Source organism: Blastococcus sp. TBT05-19 (assembly GCF_003319095.1).
In the GTDB taxonomy this organism is placed as follows: Bacteria; Actinomycetota; Actinomycetes; order Mycobacteriales; family Geodermatophilaceae; genus Blastococcus.
The window spans coordinates 435,677-451,683 of sequence record NZ_QOHI01000004.1; the positions used below are offsets into that span (position 1 = coordinate 435,677).

The following is a 16,007-nucleotide window of genomic DNA, read 5'->3' on the forward strand; positions in this document are numbered from 1 at the left end:
GGGGTCGGTGGACAGTCTTCCCTGCGGGCGCCGGGTCCGCTGACCGCCGGTCAGCCGGTGGGGCTCGCCGACGCCGTCGTGCCGGCGGCGCTCTCCTCCGGCGCGGTCGTCGTCGGGGTGGGCGCGGGAGTCCCGTCCCCCGCGTCGCCCGATCCCGTCGTCGGGCTCTCCGTCCTCGACGGCGTCCCGGTGGCCGGCGTCCCGGTCGCCGGCGTCTCGTCGCCGTCGGCAGGCGGGTCCTCCGCGGTGCCGCCCCCGGCGCCCGTGCGCTCGGCCGAGCCGGTCGGGGTCGGGGTGCCCGGCGGCGTGGTGCCGGCGGGCGCGTCCTCCTCGCGCGGCGGGGCCTCGGACCGCACCACCTCGGCGATGCGCTGCTCGAATGCGGTGAGCCGGTCCCGGATCTCGGCCAGGGGCAGACCCTGCAGCTGCCGGCCGAACTCCTGCAGCTCGGCCCAGATCGCCTCGAGCTCGCGGGCAGCATCCCCCTCGAGCGGTCCCGGCACGGTGAGCACCAGCTGCGTCGCAAGGGCGGCGGTCACGCACTCGACGCAGGCGTAGTTGACCGCGGCGGCGATGTTCTGCGGCACCACGACGTCGACGGAGCCGATCAGCAGGACCACCTGGAACGCCACGGCGACGGTCGTGCAGTCGCGGCAGCTGGCGAGTGCGTAGGCCTCGTTGCGGTTGAGCGCCGTCTCGTCGTCGGCCCAGACCAGGGCGAAGGAGACGTCGTAGAGCACCGAGCCGTCCTCGGTGTTCACCGCCAGCGCCTGGTTGTCGCCCTCGCCGGGCGGCACGGGCCGGTCGAAGGGGAACACCCACGTGGGCGCCTCCGTCGACGCGCCGGCCGCGCCCGGCTCCGTGCCCGGCTCCGTGCCCCGCTCCGAGCCCGTCGCGCTCCGGGGCACCAGCACGAGCGCCAGCTCCGGACGGTCCGCCGTCGGCAGCGGTCCGGCGTCGGCCGGCCAGACGGTGGCGGCGCGCCCGGTGCCGCCCTGGGCGAGGCCTGTCTCCGAGGAGGCGGGGAGGACGTCGAGGACGGTGCCGCCCTCCCAGGCGCGCACCGGCCGGTACCGGTCGTTGGCGGGCCACCACGCCCAGGCAAGCCCGGCCACGAGTGCCGCCGCGACGACGAGGGCGACGGCCCGGCGCACCGGGCGCCCCTCGGTCCTCCGCCACACCCCGGTCGCGATCTGCCGCACGGTCCGCACCAGCACGTACCCGATGCCCAGCAGCGGGATCAGCAGCGCGACGATCGCCAGCACCCGGGCGGTCACCCCGATGAAGTCCCCGTCGCCGAACGCGGACCCGAGCAACGACCCCTCGCGGGCCAGCGCGGTGGCGGCGGTGGCCAGCAGCCTCGGCAGGGCGAGCACCATCAGCAGCAGCGCGGCGGCCATCAGCGGCACGACGACCAGCACCCAGGTCACGATCACGATCCGCGCCCACGTCTTCAGCGCCGTCGCCTCGGGCTGGCGCCACCGTCCCGGCAGGAGGCCCGCCATCACCGGGCCCATGCGCTGGTAGAGGTCGGGCACGCCGGTCAGGTCGGCCAGCACGTGGTAGCCGTCGAAGCGCAGCAGGGGCGCGAGCTGCCGGATCATCTGCAGCACCTGGGTGGCCACCAGCAGCAGGACGGCGTGCCAGCCCGACACCCACCAGACCGCGAACGACAGCAGCACGACCAGGGCGTTGAAGTACAGGCCGCCGAGGTCGGTGCGCACCCGGCCCGCCCGGCCGAGGCGGTAGCTGTCGGTGACGTCGGTGTAGAACGCCGGCCAGAACAGGTAGATGCCGAAGCCCATGGTCCCCGGGCTGGCGCCGCCGTAGCGCGCGGCCGCGGCGTGCCCGAACTCGTGGAAGCCGGCCGACAGGACCGTCACGACGACGACGACGAGGAAGAGCGCCGGGTTCGCGAAGGCCTGCGCGGTCGCGGCGGCGAGCCCCTGGTCGAACAGGACCCAGGCGGCCACGGCCCCGAAGGCCAGCACGACCGGGACGACGACCAGCGGGGAGAACAGCGCGGCGAACGGTGCGGTCAGGCGCCGGGTGACCGCTGGATCGGTCACGACGCGGCGGAACCGGAGCGCCAGGAGCGGATCGGACCGGCGCAGTTCGGGCTCGCTACCGTCGGCGCGACGCAGCAGGCCCAGCGGCCGCAGCGAGCCGGCCACGAGCTGACGGACGTCGTCGGGCCGCACGAGCCGGCCGGAGGACGCGCTGACCCGCTCGGCGACCTCGGCGAGGGTCGAGCGGCCGTCGACCGCGGTGAGGACCTGGTGGAGCAGCGGGGTCAGGGAGACGACCTGGCCGTCGGCCCGCCGGGCGAGCGCGGGCGGGCGCCGGTAGCCCGAGCCCGGCACCTCGCCGAGCAGCTCGAGCCCCTCCGCCCGCGCCAGCACCTCCCCGTCGGCACCGGCCTCCCCGCCGGCACCGGCCGGCCGGGGGCCGGGCGCGGCGGCGACGGGGATCGGCCGGGTGCGGGGGTCGGTCACCGGCGGGCGGTCACTGCTGGATGGTGGAGGACTGGTCGGCCGTCGCCTGGGCGCTCGCGTCGATGTCCTGGGTGATGATCGCGTCCTGCTGGGCGACGGCGGTCGCCTCGGACCCGACCGACCCGATGTTGGCCGCCACGGCCGCGTCGATGGGGGCCGCGACGTTCGCGTTGGCGGCCACCGCGCCGGCGACCGGCGCCGCCAGGTCCACGTCGGCGGCGAGGTCGATGTCGATGTCGAGCAGGTCGCCCGACAGCGGGTCGCCGACCGTCTCGGTGGCCTCGCCGGTGGTGGGTGCCGGTGCGGGCGCGGGCTCGCCGCCGACGGCGTCGTCGGACTGGTCGACGGTGCTGTCCTGCGGCGCGTTGGCGACGGCCTCGCCGGTGATGCCCTGGTCGATCAGCACGCCCTGGTCCGACAGCGCCTGGGCCGAGGAGTCCACCGAGAGCACGTTGGCGGCCGCGGCGGCGTCGATCGGGGCGGCGACGTTCGCGTTGGCGGCCACGGCCAGGTCGATCGGGGCGGCGGCGTCGAGCGCGATGTCGAGGTCGGCGTTGAGGTCCAGGAGGGAGATGACCTCCTTGTCGGGCAGCGCGGCGCCGGTCTCGGCGGCCAGCTCCTCGGGCGAGAGCGGGCGCAGGTCGTCGGGCTGGCTCACGGGGTCCTCCTCGGTCGGTGGGGGCCCGGCATGCCCCAAGATCATCCGGGGCAAACGCGCAGCTCGCACGGGCCACCGATCGGGCGGGTCAGCCGCGCAGGAGGACCGCCACGCCCACGCAGCCGGCCGCCCACAGCCCGCTGGCGAGCGTGCCGACGATGAAGCGCTCCGCGGCGGCCGGGGCCCGCAGCTCCGAGAACCGGCCGAGCCCCTTCACGGCGAGGACGACCGCGAGCCCCTCGGGCCAGCCGGCCAGCAGCGTGGCGGCGAGGGCGCCGCGCTCGAGGATCCCGATCCAGGCTCCGCCGCGCAGGATGTCGGGGTCCTGGGGGCCACCGGAGACACCCGCGGCCGCCGGGTCGGCCGCGTGCAGCACCGCTGTGGCGACGGGGCCGCCGCCGGTGATCGCGGCCAGGACGGCGAGGAGGGCGCCCGCCTGCAGCTGCCCGTCCCCGGCCGGGTCCTCCGGCCAGGCCAGCCCGGCGGCGACGGCCAGGGCGACGACGAGGGCCACCGCCCCGCCGGTCACGACGGGCCGGCGCTCGCCGAGGACCACCAGCGCGAGCCCGGCCAGCGCGACGAGAGCCAGCAGCACGAGCACCGCGGCGGTCATCCGGCCGCCCTCGCCAGCAGCCGGGCGGCGGTGGGCCGCAGCTCCCGCTCCAGCTCCCAGGAGGCGGCGGCCAGCCGCTGCCCGACCGCCTGCCGCGAGATGCCCAGCTCCGCGGCCGCCTCGGCCTGCGTCCGGCCGCCGTCTACCAGGTCGATCGCCTCCCACGCCTGGTCGCTGCGCCGGCCGACGAGCACCGCCAGCGCGCTGAGCACCGCCTGCGCGTCGGCGGCGTCGGGTGCGACGGCGCCGCGGACCGCCAGCCGCATCGGCCGCTGCTTGGCCGCGTCGACGGCGCGGCGGGCGCTCAGGAACGCCGGCCCCGTGGCCGCCCGGGTGCTGGGCGGGAGCGGGCTCTGCACGGGACCGGCGCCGATGCCGATGCTCCAGCCGCCGAGCCGGACGAGGCGGACGGCGACGTCGACGACCGCCTCGGGCGTGGCGAGGACGCCCTGGAACTCGTCCCCGGCGGTCCGCTCGAACGGCAGCACGGGGCGCACGCCCGCCGTCAGCTCGGCGAGGGCCTCACCGACGCGGTCGGGGCCTCGCCGACTGGCTCGTTGGTCCACGGTCAGCACGTACGGCACCCGACAAGCCTGACACCTTTCATCGAGAGAAGCAAGGCTCAGAGCTTGTCAGCTACCTCTGCCGGGAAACCGCCCGTCGCGATCGGACCCCAGCCCGTGATGCTGATCCGCAGCAGCGACTTGCCCTGCGTCACCATCGCCGCCCGGTACTCGTCCCAGTCGGGGTGCTCGCCGCTGATCGAGCGGAAGTACTCGACCAGCGGGTCGAGCGCCTCCGGTAGGTCCAGCACCTCGGCCTCGCCGTCGACCTGGACCCACGGGCCGTCCCACTCGTCGGACAGGACGCACATCGAGACGGTCGGCTCCCGCCGCGCGTTGGCCACCTTCGCGCGCTGCGGATAGGTGGAGACCACGATCCGCCCCTCGGCGTCCACCCCGCAGGTGACCGGGGACAGCTGCGGACCACCCGAGGACCGGCGGGTCAGCAGCACGGCCCGGTGCCGTGGGCGCAGGAAGCCCAGGAGCTCGGCGCGCTCGACCCGGTCGGAGGTGGCGATCTTCGGCATGCCCGAACGCTACGACGCGGGTGTGACGATCGTCGTCCGGCCGGTCGGAGGTGGCGATCCGTGGTGGGATCGCCGGTATGAGGTTGCCCCTGCCAGGTCGGACGCCCGCTGCCCCGCGCGGCGAGGCCGAGCCACACCCCGAGCCGGCACCCCGCAGCAGCGACGTCGCCGCTCCTGCCGTCACCAGCGCACCCGCCCCCACCGACGGCCGCGGGCCCAAGATGCAGCGGGCACTGCGCGCGCTCGCCGTCACGTCCGGGCAGCTGCTGCTGATCCTCGCCGCGCTCACCGTCCTCGGCTACGTCCTCGGCAAGCTCTGGGTGATCCTGCTGCCGATCGTGCTCGGGCTGCTCATCGCCACCGTGCTGTGGCCACCGACGCGCTTCCTCCGGTCCCACCGGTGGCCGCCGGCCCTGGCCGCCTCGGTCGTGCTGCTGGCCTTCCTCGGCATCTTCGGCGGCATCATCGCCGCCATCGCCCCGCAGGTGGCCACCCAGGCGACCGAGCTCGCCGACCAGGCTTCCGCCGGCCTGCAGGACGTCCAGAGGTGGGTGCAGGGGCCGCCGCTGAACCTCGGCGAGGACCAGGTCGGCGACGCCGTCGACTCGGTCATCAACTCGATCCAGGGCAACGCCCAGAACATCGCGGGCTACGCCGTGACCGGGGTGTCCGCCGTCGGCAACGGGCTGATCAACCTCGTCCTGGCCCTGATCCTGTGCTTCTTCTTCCTGAAGGACGGGCCGCGCTGGGTGCCGTGGCTGTCGGCCCAGACGGGCCCGCGGGCGGCCCGCCACGTCGCGGCGCTGTCCTACAAGACCTGGGCGACGCTGTCGGAGTTCATCCGCCAGCAGGCCCTCGTCGGCTTCGTCGACGCCTTCTTCATCGGCCTCTTCCTCTGGATCTTCGACGTGCCGCTGGTCATCCCGCTGGCGATCCTGACCTTCTTCGGCGCGTTCATCCCGATCATCGGCGCCTTCGTGGCCGGCGCCTTCGCCGTCCTGATCGCGCTGGTCGACGAGGGCTTCACCGTCGCCCTGATCATCTTCGCCGTCGTGCTGGTGGTGCAACAGCTCGAGGGCAACGTGCTGCAGCCGATCATCCAGGGCCGCGGCTTCAACCTGCACGCCGCCGTCGTCATCCTGGCCGTCACCGCCGGCAGCAGCCTGGCCGGCATCATCGGCGCCTTCCTCGGGGTGCCGGTCGCCGCGCTCATCGCCGTCGTCTACCGGTACGTGCGCGACGAGCTCGACGGGAAGTCACCCGAGGTGGCCGACGACGGCACCCGCGCGCGGATCGACGGCGACGACTCCGGGGCCACCGTGAGCTCCGAGCAGGTGGCGGCCCCGGAGCCGCAGCAGACCCGCGAGGGCTGACCCCCGCCCCACGGGAGGACGATGGGAATGCCCGGGTCGCCCCCGGGCGCTGCACTCCCCGTACGGCGTCCGTCCCCACCTCAGGAGGTCTCACCGTGGCCCAGTTGCCGGAGGAGCTCGTCGAGCTGCTCCCCGCCGCCGACCGGTTCCTCGACCGCGAGGCCGCGGTCACCGACCCGGCCGAGCGACGCGGGCTGGTCCTGGTCCACGACCTCGCCGGGGACTTCGACGCCGCCTCCGCGGGCAGCCGCGCCGGCGCCCACCTGCTCGGCGCGCTCTCCTCCGAGGTGGTCGCCCGCTTCGACGTCGACAGCCTGATCGACTACCGGGCCCGCCGTCCGCGCATGACGTTCAACAGCGACCGGTACGAGAGGTTCGCCGCTCCCGAGCTGACCCTGCACGCGGTCGAGGACGACGCCGGTGAGACGTTCCTGCTGCTGCACGGCGCCGAGCCCGACTACGCCTGGGAGCGGTTCGTCGCCGCCGTCGGCTGGCTCGTGGACCGGCTGGGCGTGACGAGCGTCGTCGCCCTGCAGGCCATCCCGATGCCGGTGCCGCACACCCGCCCGGTCACCGTCACCGCCCACGCCACCCGCCGCCAGCTGATCGAGCCGTATCCCGTCTACTGGGGCGAGATGCAGATCCCCGGCAGCGTCTCGGCGCTGCTGGAGCTGCGGATGGGCGAGGTGGGCGTGGACGCGCTCGGGGTCGCCGCGCACGTGCCGCACTACCTGGCCCAGGCCAGCTACCCGGCCGCCTCGCTCACCCTGATCGAGCACCTGGAGCGGCTGACCGGGTTGCGCCTGCCCACCGACGCCCTGCGCGAGGCCGCCGAGGCCAACCGCACGGAGATCGACGAGCAGATCGGCCGGTCGGCCGACAACACCGCCGTCGTCGCCGCCCTGGAGCAGCAGTACGACTCGTTCACCGCCGCCCGCGAGGGCACCGACCTGCTGGGTGCGGCGGGCGAGGTGCCCAGCGCCGACGAGATCGGCGCGGAGTTCGAGCGCTTCCTGGCCGACCAGGACCGCAAGCGCGACTGACCGCTCCCCTCGCGGGTCAGGCCGCGGCGCGGTGCCGCGTGACGCTCAGGGCCAGGGCTCCGAGGACCCCGACGACGGCGAACATGTAGAAGCCCCACGGGTAGGCGATCCCGGCCGTGACCAGCGCTCCGGTGATCACCGGGCCGACGATGGCCCCGGTGCGCCCGGCCCCGGCCGACCAGCCCAGCGCCGTCGCCCGCACCTGCGGCGGGTAGTGGGCGCTGGTGAACGCGTAGACCAGCACCTGCGCGCTGAAGACGAAGCAGCCGGTGGCGAAGCACATCGCGTAGAGGCCGACCGTGGGCAGCTCGACCGAGAGCAGGGCGAGGAACAGCGCGCCGGCGGCGAACCAGGCCATGCCGGCGAGCCGGGCGCCGATCCGGTCGGCCACGGCACCGGCGACCAGCAGGCCGACGACGGCGCCCACGTTCAGCACGAGCAGGAAGGCCAGCGAGTCGCCGAGGTCGTAGCCGGCCTCGCGCATGATCGTGGGCAGCCAGTTGTTCAGGCCGTAGACCAGCAGCAGGCCCATGAACGAGGTGACGCCGACGGCCACGGTGTTGCGCAGGTAGCCGTCGCTGAACAGGGTGCGCAGCGTCGCGGCGGCGCCGCCGGCGCGGGTCTCGCCCGCCTTCGGGGCGACGGGTGCCGCGGGCTGCTCCAGCTCCAGGCCGTAGCGGGCGGCCACCACCTCGGCCTCCTCCCGACGGCCGTGCGCCACGAGGAAGGCGGCGGACTCGGGCAGCTTGGCGATCATGACCGGGACCAGGACCAGCGCCGGCAGCGCGCCGATCACGAACATCCACTGCCAGCCCAGCTCGGGGATGACCACGATCGCCAGGGCCGCCGTGGCGACGGCGCCCACGTGGTAGCCGGTCATCATCGTGGTGGTCGCGCGACCGCTGCGGCCGGCGCGGGAGAACTCGTTCACCATCGCGATCGCCGTCGGCAGGGCGCCGCCGAGACCGAGGCCGGCGAGGAAGCGCAGGACGCCGAACACCGTGGCGTTCGGCGCGAAGGCGCACAGCAGGGTGAAGAGGGAGAACGACACCACCGCGCCGATCAGGGCCTTGCGGCGGCCGACCAAGTCGGTGAGCGTGCCGATCGTCAGGGCGCCGATCATCATCCCGACGAGGCCGACGGTGATGACGGCGGTCGCGCCGCTGCCGCTGAGGCCCCAGACCTCCGGCGTCCGCAGGGTCGGCACGACGGTGCCCACGACGACGAGGTCGAACCCGTCCAGCAGGACGGCGATCCAGCAGAGCGGGGCCACCCAGCCCGCTGCGCGGGCGGTGGTGCCGCCGGTGGCGGTGGAGGTGGAGCTCACGTCGGTCCCACGAGGTCGGCGATCAGGTGCCCCAGAACGCTAGGACGCCCGCACTCCCCCGGCCACATCGCGCCTCCGCTGGGCGGAACGACGACGGGCCGCGACCGGCAGATCCCGGTCGCGGCCCGCCGTGCGGTGCTGGCTGGTGTCAGCTGACGGTGACGTGCTCGTTGGGCACGCAGTGCGTCATGTCCTTGCCGGTGACGTCGCGCGGGCCGTTCTTGCCGAGGTTGGCCGCCCGGGCCAGCTCGTCGTCGTCCAGCGTCTGCGTCTGCAGCGGCTCCAGGCCACGCACGTCGTCCGCGGTGATGCCCAGGGCGTCGCCGACGCGCTGGCCCCACTCGTCGTCGCACATGAAGAAGTGCCACACCATCCGCTCCTGGATGTCGCGGCGGCACTGCTCCAGGGCACCGACGAGGTTGGCGACCAGCTCGTCCTTCTCCCACTGCTCGGAGAGCTGGTAGCGCTCGCCGGCCTGCTGGTAGTCGTTCGTGCGCGGGATCCGCTTGCGGGTGACCCGGCCGGTGATGACCGGCCCCTGCTCGTCGTGGCTCGGGTACTGCGCCTCGCGCAGACCGCCGAGGACCGACGGCTCGTAGTTCACGTGGGGGTTGGTGCCCTCGGCGCGGTCGACGCCGTAGGCCATCTGGCCGTCGCGCTGGTTCGTGGCGACCTTGGCCTTCGGCTGGTTCACCGGCAGCTGCAGGTAGTTCGGGCCGACCCGGTAGCGCTGGGTGTCGGAGTAGGAGAACGTCCGGCCGACCAGCATCTTGTCGTCGGAGAAGTCCAGGCCGTCGACCAGCACACCGGTGCCGAACGCGATCTGCTCGTTCTCGGTGAAGTTGTCCACCGGCATGCGGTTGAGGGTCATCGTGCCGACCTTGCGGACCGGGAAGAGCTCCTGCGGCCAGGTCTTGGTGTCGTCGAGCGGGTCGAAGTCGAGCTCGGGGTGCTCGTCGTCGCTCATGATCTGGACGTAGAGGTCCCACTGCGGGAAGTCGCCCGCAGCGATCGAGTCGTGCAGGTCCTTGGTGTGGGTGCCCAGGCTCTTGGCCTGCGCGGCGGCGGCGTCGGCGGCGCCCCAGGACTTCACGCCGTCCTTCGGGTACCAGTGGTACTTGACCAGGACGGTCTCGCCGGCGGCGTTGACCCACTTGTAGGTGTTCACGCCGAAGCCCTGCATGTTCCGGTAGTTGGCCGGGGTGCCGCGGGGGCTGAAGACCAGCGAGATCATGTGCATGGCCTCGGGGGTCTGGCTGAAGAAGTCGAACGCGCGCTCGGCGACGTTGGCCTCGAAGGTGACCGGGTCGGGCTTCTGCGAGTGGATGAAGTCGGGGAACTTGATGGCGTCCCGGATGAAGAAGACGCCCAGGTTGTTGCCGACGAGGTCCCAGTTGCCGTCCTCGGTGTAGAACTTCACCGCGAAACCGCGGGGGTCGCGCGCGGACTCGGAGGAGTCGCGGCCACCGGCCACGGTGGAGAAGCGCAGGGCGACGTCGGTGCGCTTGCCCTTCTCCTGGAACAGCTTGGCGCGGGTGTACTTCGCGATCGGCTCGTCGCCGACGGTGCCGTCGGCCTCGAAGAAGCCGAACGCGGTGATGCCGCGGGCGTGCACCACGCGCTCCGGGATGCGCTCCCGGTCGAAGTGGCTGATCTTCTCGAGGAACTGGTAGTTCTCCAGGGTCGCGGGGCCACGGGCGCCCACCGTCCGCTGGTTCTGGTTGTCGTAGACCGGGTGGCCCTGACGGTTGGTCAGGACGGGGCGGTCGGCCTCGCTCGGGGCCGGGCCCTGCGATGCGACGTCGGTCATGCGGGTGTTCCTCCTCGGATCGGGTGCTCTTCGATCTGCACCGGCTCTGCTGCTGCCCTCGCTCGGCAGTCGCGACACGAGCCCCAGAGCACGACCTCGGCCTCGTCGACGACGGAGCCGGCCGCGCTGGTCCAGCCAACCCCCTTTTCTTGACCGAGTCAAAAGAAGGGGGCTGGATGTGGCGCGACTCCCACGGGCCTCAGGCGAAGACGATGGTGCGCGGCCCCTCGACGATGACCCGGTCCTCGACGTGCCAGGTGACCGCCTGGGCGAGCACCTGGCGCTCGACGTAGCGGCCCACCCGGCGCATGTCCTCCACGGTCGCGCGGTGGTCCACCCGGGCCACCTCCTGCTCGATGATCGGCCCGGCGTCGAGCTCCGCGGTCACGTAGTGCGCGGTGGCCCCGATGAGCTTTACGCCGCGGTCGTGCGCCGCCCGGTACGGGTTGGCGCCGACGAACGCCGGCAGGAAGCTGTGGTGGATGTTGATCAGCCGCTCCGGGAACCGGGCGCAGAACTCCGGCGAGACGATCTGCATGTACCGCGCGAGCACCACGAGGTCGACGTCGCCGACGAGCTCGAGCGCGCGGGCCTCGGCGTCGGCCTTGGTCTCCGGCGTCACCGGTACGTGGTGGAACGGGATGCCCGCGGCCGTGGCCACCGGCTCGAGGTCGGGGTGGTTGGAGACGACGGCGACGATGTCGGCCTGGAGGTCACCGGCGTTGACCCGGTAGATCAGCTCCTGCAGCACGTGGTCGGTGAGGCTGACGAAGACCGCGACCCGCGGGCGGTGCGTGGCCTCGACCAGCCGCCAGGTGAGCTGCCACTCCCCCGCCAGCTCGCCCAGGCGCTTCTCCAGCTCCGCGCGACGGCCGGCCAGATCGGCGAGGACGAACTCCAGCCGCAGCGTGAACGTGCCGCCGCTGGGGTCCGAGGAGTGCTGCTGCGAGTCGGTGATGTTGGCGCCGACCTCCGCCATCAGCCCGCTGATCGCCGCGACGATCCCGGGACGGTCGGGGCAGCGGACGACCAGCCGCCCGGCGTCGGTCGGCTGGAGGTCCTGCGAAGAAGCCATGATCAGGATGCTTCCAGACCTGCATCAGAACGGTGGCGGTGAGTCGTCCCCGGCCGGCGGCACCGGCGCCGGCAGCGCCAGCTGCCGTCGACGCAGGCCCGGTGGTCGCGTCGTGCGGGTGATGCCCGACGGTGTGGTCACCGAGAGGGTGCCGTCGGGGGCGAGCACGAACCGCCATCCCCGGGCGAAGGTCTTGAGCCGGTGGTGGGTGCGGCACAGGCAGCACAGGTTGTCGCAGCTGGTGCGGCCGCCGCAGTCGTAGGGCACCACGTGGTCGAGGTCGGTGCGACCGGCGGCGCGAGAGCACCCGGGATGGCGGCAGGTCCGGTCCCGCAGCCGGAGGAACCGCTCCTGGGCGGCGGACCGGTCGTAGCCGGCCCGATCTGCCGGCCGCCCCAGCAGCGGGCAGCCGCACGCCGCCTCCCGACCGTGGACCGGGCAGCCACGGGCGGCCAGCCGGGCCAGCTCGGCCGGCGTCGAGGTGGCCAGCAGCCTGCCGTGCTCGTCGGTGATCGCCACCGCGAGGCTGCCGCCCGGCGGCGCCTGCACCCCGAGTGCCCCGATCTCGGCCATCAGCTCCCGCAGATGCGCGGCGGTGATCGGACATCCGTCCACGCTCGGCCCGTCGCCGGCGCCGAGGTCCTCGCGGGTGGCCGGGACCGGTCCCCGGTCGCGCAGTGCCGCGAGCGGGGCGAGCACCGTGACGTGGCCGGTGAAGCGCGAGCCGGCGCCCCCCTGCGGCTCCAGCACCAGGGCCGCGTGCGCCTCGGCACGCAGCACCCCGATCGGCCGGTCGTCGCCGGCGGTCCGGGCCAGCTGGGCAGCCTGGTCGATCACGGACCACATCGCAGCCGTCACCGCCGACGGCAGCTCGCTGGCCAGCACCGACATCCCGTCGGCGGTCGGGTACGCCCGCACCCCGGCGCGACGCTCGGCCTCCTGGCGCCGCTTCTCGGCGAACTCCTCGTCGGCGGCGATCGCGGCAGCCACCAGACGCCGGCGCAACTGACCGGCTGACAGCCCTGCCGCATAAGGCAGCAGTGCTGGCACCACCGCGGCCACGACGTCGTCGGAGGCGGACCCCAGCACGTCGGCGAAGACCCGGGCCCGGTACCAGTCGAGGACGCCGTCGCTGCACGCCTGCCAGACCGCCGGCATCCGGCCCAGCACCTGGTACGCGTCGGCGAGCACGCCGGCGGCGAAGGCCCGGGAGCAGTTCAGCGGGGCCGCGAGCTCGTCGGGGAGGAACTCCGACGTACCCGGCACCGGCGAGCCGCCTCCCCGCCGGCGGGCGCCCGGATGACCGGGCGGCGGGTCGTCGGTGTCGGGCCGCATGGCGGCCAGCGCCATGACCAGCTCCGCCTCGTAGGCGGCTTCCATGGCCTTGCGCGCCTGCACCCGTTCCAGCTCCGTGGCGATGTCGGAGGCCGACAACAGGTCCACCGGCAGGCGGCCGACCGACGGTGACTGCTCCAGGAGCCAGCCCAGCAGCGCACCCTCCACGAGGGAGCGTTCCGCACCGGCCGTCGACATGACCCGAACATACGTTCGGGGTACGACAGTTCCTCGACTTTCAGGCCCGCGGCAGCGGAGCACGGCGGGCACCCGCGACGTCGAACAGGTCGCCGTACTCCTCCACCCGGGCCAGCACCTGGTCGGTGGTGAACCGCAGCTCCGCCGGGTCCAGCGAGCCGTCCCGCACCGCGTCGACCTCGTCCCAGCCGATCGGCGTCGACACCGTCGCCCCCGCGCGCGCCCGCAGCGAGTACGGCGCCACCGTCGTCTTCGCGGTGTTGTTCTGGCTCCAGTCGACGAGCACCTTGCCCGGGCGCAGCACCTTCTCCATCCGCCAGACGACGTCGTCCGGCGTCTCGGCCGAGAGCTCCTGCGCCAGCTGCTTCGCGTACCGGCTCGGGTGCTCCCGGTCGGCCACCTCGATCGGCGCGTACACCTGCATCCCCTTGGAGCCCGAGGTCTTGACCACCGGGTCCAGGCCGTCGGCCTCCAGTCGCTCGCCCAGCCGCTCGGCGAGCCGGCAGCACTCGAGGATGCCGGTCTCCGGACCCGGGTCGAGATCGAGCACCAGCAGGTCGGGCAGCTGCGGCACGCCGTCGTCGTCGACCTGCCACTGCGGGACGTGCACCTCCAGCGCCGCGAGGTTCGCCGCCCACGCGAGGTCCGGCACGTCCTCCAGCACGACCATGTCCAGCGTCTCCCGGCCCCGTGAGCTGCCCGGGCTCGGGATCGTCACCCGGCGCACCCACTCGGGCGCGTGCCGGGCGCTGTTCTTCTCGTAGAACGCCTGACCCTCGACGCCGTCGGGCCAGCGGGTGAAGGTGACCGGCCGCCCCGCGACGTGCGGGAGCAGGACCGGGGCGATCCGCACGTAGTAGTCGATGACCTGCGCCTTGGTGAAGCCCACCTCGGGGAACAGCACCTTCTCCAGGTTCGAGACCCCGAGCTGCCGCCCGCCGATCTCCACCCGCTGCTTGGCGGGGCTCATGACTCCCGCACCACGTCGTCGGGCTCCAGGTCGTCCCGCACCCCGCGCCAGGACGGGTGCCGCAGCCGGTCGTCGGCCGTCCACACGGCGTAGGCCACCTCGCCGACCAGGTCGGGCTCGACCCAGTGCGCGTCGCGGGTGACCTCGCGCGGCAGCACGCCGTCGAAGGGGGACGACGTCCGGCGCACCAGCAGCCGCTGCAGGTCGCGGAGGGCCTGGTCGGTGAACCCGGTGCCCACGTGGCCGACGTAGACCAGCCGGCCCTCGTCGTCGGGCACCCCCACCAGGAGCGAACCGATGGTGCCGGAGCGCCGGCCCTGACCGGGCCGCCAGCCGCCCACGACGACGGACTGCGTGAAGAAGTTCTTGACCTTGCGCCAGTCGGGGCTGCGGGCACCCTCGCGGTAGGGGGAGTCCAGCCGCTTGGCGACGACGCCCTCCAGGCCGTTCTCCTCGCTGGCCGCCTGCACCTGCGCGCCGGAGCCCGGCCACCACGGGGTCAGCACCCAGCGGCCGCCCGCCGGGGCCAGCTCGTCGAGGAGCGCCCGCCGCTCGGCGTAGGGGCGGGTGCGCAGGTCGGCACCGTCGAGGGCGAGCAGGTCGAAGACCAGGTAGGTCACCGGCGCGGCAGCCGCCATCCGCGGCACCTCGGGCCCGGTGCGGTGCATCCGGTTCTGCAGCGCTCCGAAGTCCGGCCGGCCCGCAGCGTCCATCATCACGACCTCGCCGTCGATGACGGCGTCACGACCGGACAGCGCAGCCGGGAGCCGCGACACCTCCGGATAGCGGACGGTGATGTCGGTGCCCTTGCGGGAGGCCAGCGTCAGCCGCCCGTCCCGCACGCCGGCGAGCGCGCGGACGCCGTCCCACTTGAACTCGTAGCCCCATCCGCCGTCCTCGGCGGGCAGGGAGCCGGCGACCGCCAGCATCGGCAGCGGGAGGCCGGTCGGCTCGGGTGCCGGCACCTCAGGCGCTGCGGCGGGCCCGCTTGGCCGGCGGCTTGTCGCCGGCGGCCGCGGTCTTCTTCGCGGGGGCGGTCTTCTTGGCGGCGGCCTTCTTCGCCGGGGCCTTCTTCGCCGGCGCCTCGTCCTCGGCGGCGGCCTTCTTCGGCGCGGCCTTCTTGGTGGCGGCCGGCTTCTCCTCCGGCTCGTCGTCGGCCGCGCCGCCCCGGGCGCGCTCGACGCTGCGGCGCAGGGCGCTCATCAGGTCGACCACCGCGGCGCCGTCGTCCGGGGCCTCGGGGACCTGGGCCACCTCGCCACCGCTCTGCTTGGCCTCGAGCAGCGCCGTCATGGCCTCGCGGTACTCGTCGGTGAACTCCGACGGGTCGAACTCCGCCGTCATGGAGCCGATGAGCGCCTCGGCCATCTTCAGCTCCTGCGGGCGGACCGAGATGTCCTCGTCCAGGAACGCGAAGTCGGGCGTGCGGATCTCGTCGGGCCACCGCATCGTGTGCATCACGAGGATCCCGTCGCGCACCCGCAGGGCGGCCAGCGACTCCCGCTGGCGCAGCGCGATCTTGGTGATCGCCACCTGGCCGGCGTTCTCCAGCGCGTCGCGCAGCAGGACGTAGGGCCGGGCCGCGGGGCCGTCGGGCTCGAGGTAGTAGGTCTTCTCGAACATGATCGGGTCGATCTCGGACTGGTCGACGAACTCCAGGACCTCGATCTCCCGCCGGGTGGTCAGCGGCAGCTCGTCGAAGTCCTCGTCGGTGAGGATGACGACCTCGCCGCTGGGCAGCTCGTAGCCCTTGGCGATGTCGGCGTACTCAACCTCCTCGCCGTCGATCGAGCAGACCCGCTTGTACTTCACGCGGCCACCGTCGGCGGCGTGCACCTGGTGGAAGCGGATGTCCTTGTCCTCGGTGGCGGAGTACAGCTTCACACCGATGCTGACCAGCCCGAAGGACACGGCACCGCGCCAGATCGATCGCATGCCGTTCCTCCTCCGCACCCAGCCGTCCGGGCGCTCCAGGACCCGGGGACGGGTCAAGATCGCAGGATAGGTCCCGGGCGGTACC

At 73.7% G+C, this 16,007-nt stretch carries 14 protein-coding genes; 2 read left to right on the forward strand and 12 right to left on the reverse strand.

The window, feature by feature from the left end; all coding sequences use genetic code 11:
* Nucleotides 1–50: 50 nt before the first annotated feature.
* The 5 genes from DQ244_RS13485 to DQ244_RS13505 form a co-directional block, all read right to left on the reverse strand.
* Nucleotides 51–2,495: a hypothetical protein gene (locus tag DQ244_RS13485; RefSeq protein WP_113811977.1), complete on the reverse strand. Its 2,445-nt coding sequence runs from the start codon at nucleotides 2,493–2,495 to the stop codon at nucleotides 51–53.
* 10 nt (nucleotides 2,496–2,505) lie between these two features.
* Nucleotides 2,506–3,153 (reverse strand): hypothetical protein, encoded by a 648-nt coding sequence (locus DQ244_RS13490; protein WP_199580381.1) that lies wholly within the window; start codon nucleotides 3,151–3,153, stop codon nucleotides 2,506–2,508.
* 88 nt (nucleotides 3,154–3,241) lie between these two features.
* Entirely contained in the window at nucleotides 3,242–3,766 is a 525-nt protein-coding gene (locus DQ244_RS13495; RefSeq protein ID WP_113811978.1) for a hypothetical protein, read from the reverse strand.
* Nucleotides 3,763–4,350, reverse strand: a complete 588-nt coding sequence (locus DQ244_RS13500; RefSeq protein ID WP_113811979.1) for a hypothetical protein — start codon at nucleotides 4,348–4,350, stop codon at nucleotides 3,763–3,765. Before DQ244_RS13500 ends, DQ244_RS13495 begins: the two co-directional genes overlap by 4 nt.
* A gap of 38 nt (nucleotides 4,351–4,388) precedes the next feature.
* Nucleotides 4,389–4,856 carry a PPOX class F420-dependent oxidoreductase gene (locus tag DQ244_RS13505; RefSeq protein WP_113811980.1) on the reverse strand — a complete coding sequence of 156 codons (468 nt, stop codon included), beginning with the start codon at nucleotides 4,854–4,856 and terminating at the stop codon, nucleotides 4,389–4,391.
* 77 nt (nucleotides 4,857–4,933) lie between these two features.
* Here DQ244_RS13505 and DQ244_RS13510 point away from each other — a divergent pair, with 77 nt between their 5' ends.
* Both DQ244_RS13510 and DQ244_RS13515 read left to right on the forward strand, forming a co-directional pair.
* Nucleotides 4,934–6,229, forward strand: a complete 1,296-nt coding sequence (locus DQ244_RS13510) for an AI-2E family transporter (protein ID WP_113811981.1) — start codon at nucleotides 4,934–4,936, stop codon at nucleotides 6,227–6,229.
* Between the two features lie 95 nt (nucleotides 6,230–6,324).
* Nucleotides 6,325–7,272 carry a proteasome assembly chaperone family protein gene (locus DQ244_RS13515; protein WP_113811982.1) on the forward strand — a complete coding sequence of 316 codons (948 nt, stop codon included), beginning with the start codon at nucleotides 6,325–6,327 and terminating at the stop codon, nucleotides 7,270–7,272.
* Nucleotides 7,273–7,288: 16 nt separating this feature from the next.
* On the opposite strand, the gene DQ244_RS13520 is transcribed toward DQ244_RS13515, so the two are convergent.
* The 7 genes from DQ244_RS13520 to DQ244_RS13550 all read right to left on the reverse strand — a co-directional run bounded on the left by DQ244_RS13520 (nucleotide 7,289) and on the right by DQ244_RS13550 (nucleotide 15,922).
* A complete protein-coding gene (locus DQ244_RS13520; protein ID WP_113811983.1) occupies nucleotides 7,289–8,599 on the reverse strand; it encodes an aromatic acid/H+ symport family MFS transporter in 1,311 nt (436 codons plus the stop codon).
* Nucleotides 8,600–8,747: 148 nt separating this feature from the next.
* Complete coding sequence (locus DQ244_RS13525) at nucleotides 8,748–10,409, reverse strand: catalase (RefSeq protein ID WP_113811984.1); 1,662 nt, start codon at nucleotides 10,407–10,409, stop codon at nucleotides 8,748–8,750.
* Between the two features lie 199 nt (nucleotides 10,410–10,608).
* Nucleotides 10,609–11,484 carry a formyltetrahydrofolate deformylase gene (gene purU / locus DQ244_RS13530; protein ID WP_113811985.1) on the reverse strand — a complete coding sequence of 292 codons (876 nt, stop codon included), beginning with the start codon at nucleotides 11,482–11,484 and terminating at the stop codon, nucleotides 10,609–10,611.
* Between the two features lie 24 nt (nucleotides 11,485–11,508).
* Entirely contained in the window at nucleotides 11,509–13,017 is a 1,509-nt protein-coding gene (locus DQ244_RS13535; protein WP_113811986.1) for an HNH endonuclease signature motif containing protein, read from the reverse strand.
* 40 nt (nucleotides 13,018–13,057) lie between these two features.
* Nucleotides 13,058–13,987: a non-homologous end-joining DNA ligase gene (gene ligD / locus DQ244_RS13540; protein WP_113811987.1), complete on the reverse strand. Its 930-nt coding sequence runs from the start codon at nucleotides 13,985–13,987 to the stop codon at nucleotides 13,058–13,060.
* Entirely contained in the window at nucleotides 13,984–14,952 is a 969-nt protein-coding gene (ligD, locus tag DQ244_RS13545; RefSeq protein WP_233491378.1) for a non-homologous end-joining DNA ligase, read from the reverse strand. Before ligD (DQ244_RS13545) ends, ligD (DQ244_RS13540) begins: the two co-directional genes overlap by 4 nt.
* A gap of 1 nt (nucleotide 14,953) precedes the next feature.
* Complete coding sequence (locus DQ244_RS13550; RefSeq protein ID WP_113811988.1) at nucleotides 14,954–15,922, reverse strand: Ku protein; 969 nt, start codon at nucleotides 15,920–15,922, stop codon at nucleotides 14,954–14,956.
* Nucleotides 15,923–16,007: the final 85 nt, after the last annotated feature.

Excerpts from the sequence above, each read along its gene's own strand:
- DQ244_RS13495 (WP_113811978.1), bottom strand. The coding sequence starts at position 3,766 with ATGACCGCCGCGGTGCTCGTGCTGCTGGCTCTCGTCGCGCTGGCCGGG.
- DQ244_RS13505 (WP_113811980.1), bottom strand. The coding sequence starts at position 4,856 with ATGCCGAAGATCGCCACCTCCGACCGGGTCGAGCGCGCCGAGCTCCTG.
- DQ244_RS13510 (WP_113811981.1), top strand. The coding sequence starts at position 4,934 with ATGAGGTTGCCCCTGCCAGGTCGGACGCCCGCTGCCCCGCGCGGCGAG.
- DQ244_RS13525 (WP_113811984.1), bottom strand. The coding sequence starts at position 10,409 with ATGACCGACGTCGCATCGCAGGGCCCGGCCCCGAGCGAGGCCGACCGC.
- purU (WP_113811985.1), bottom strand. The coding sequence starts at position 11,484 with ATGGCTTCTTCGCAGGACCTCCAGCCGACCGACGCCGGGCGGCTGGTC.
- DQ244_RS13535 (WP_113811986.1), bottom strand. The coding sequence starts at position 13,017 with ATGTCGACGGCCGGTGCGGAACGCTCCCTCGTGGAGGGTGCGCTGCTG.
- ligD (WP_113811987.1), bottom strand. The coding sequence starts at position 13,987 with ATGAGCCCCGCCAAGCAGCGGGTGGAGATCGGCGGGCGGCAGCTCGGG.
- DQ244_RS13550 (WP_113811988.1), bottom strand. The coding sequence starts at position 15,922 with ATGCGATCGATCTGGCGCGGTGCCGTGTCCTTCGGGCTGGTCAGCATC.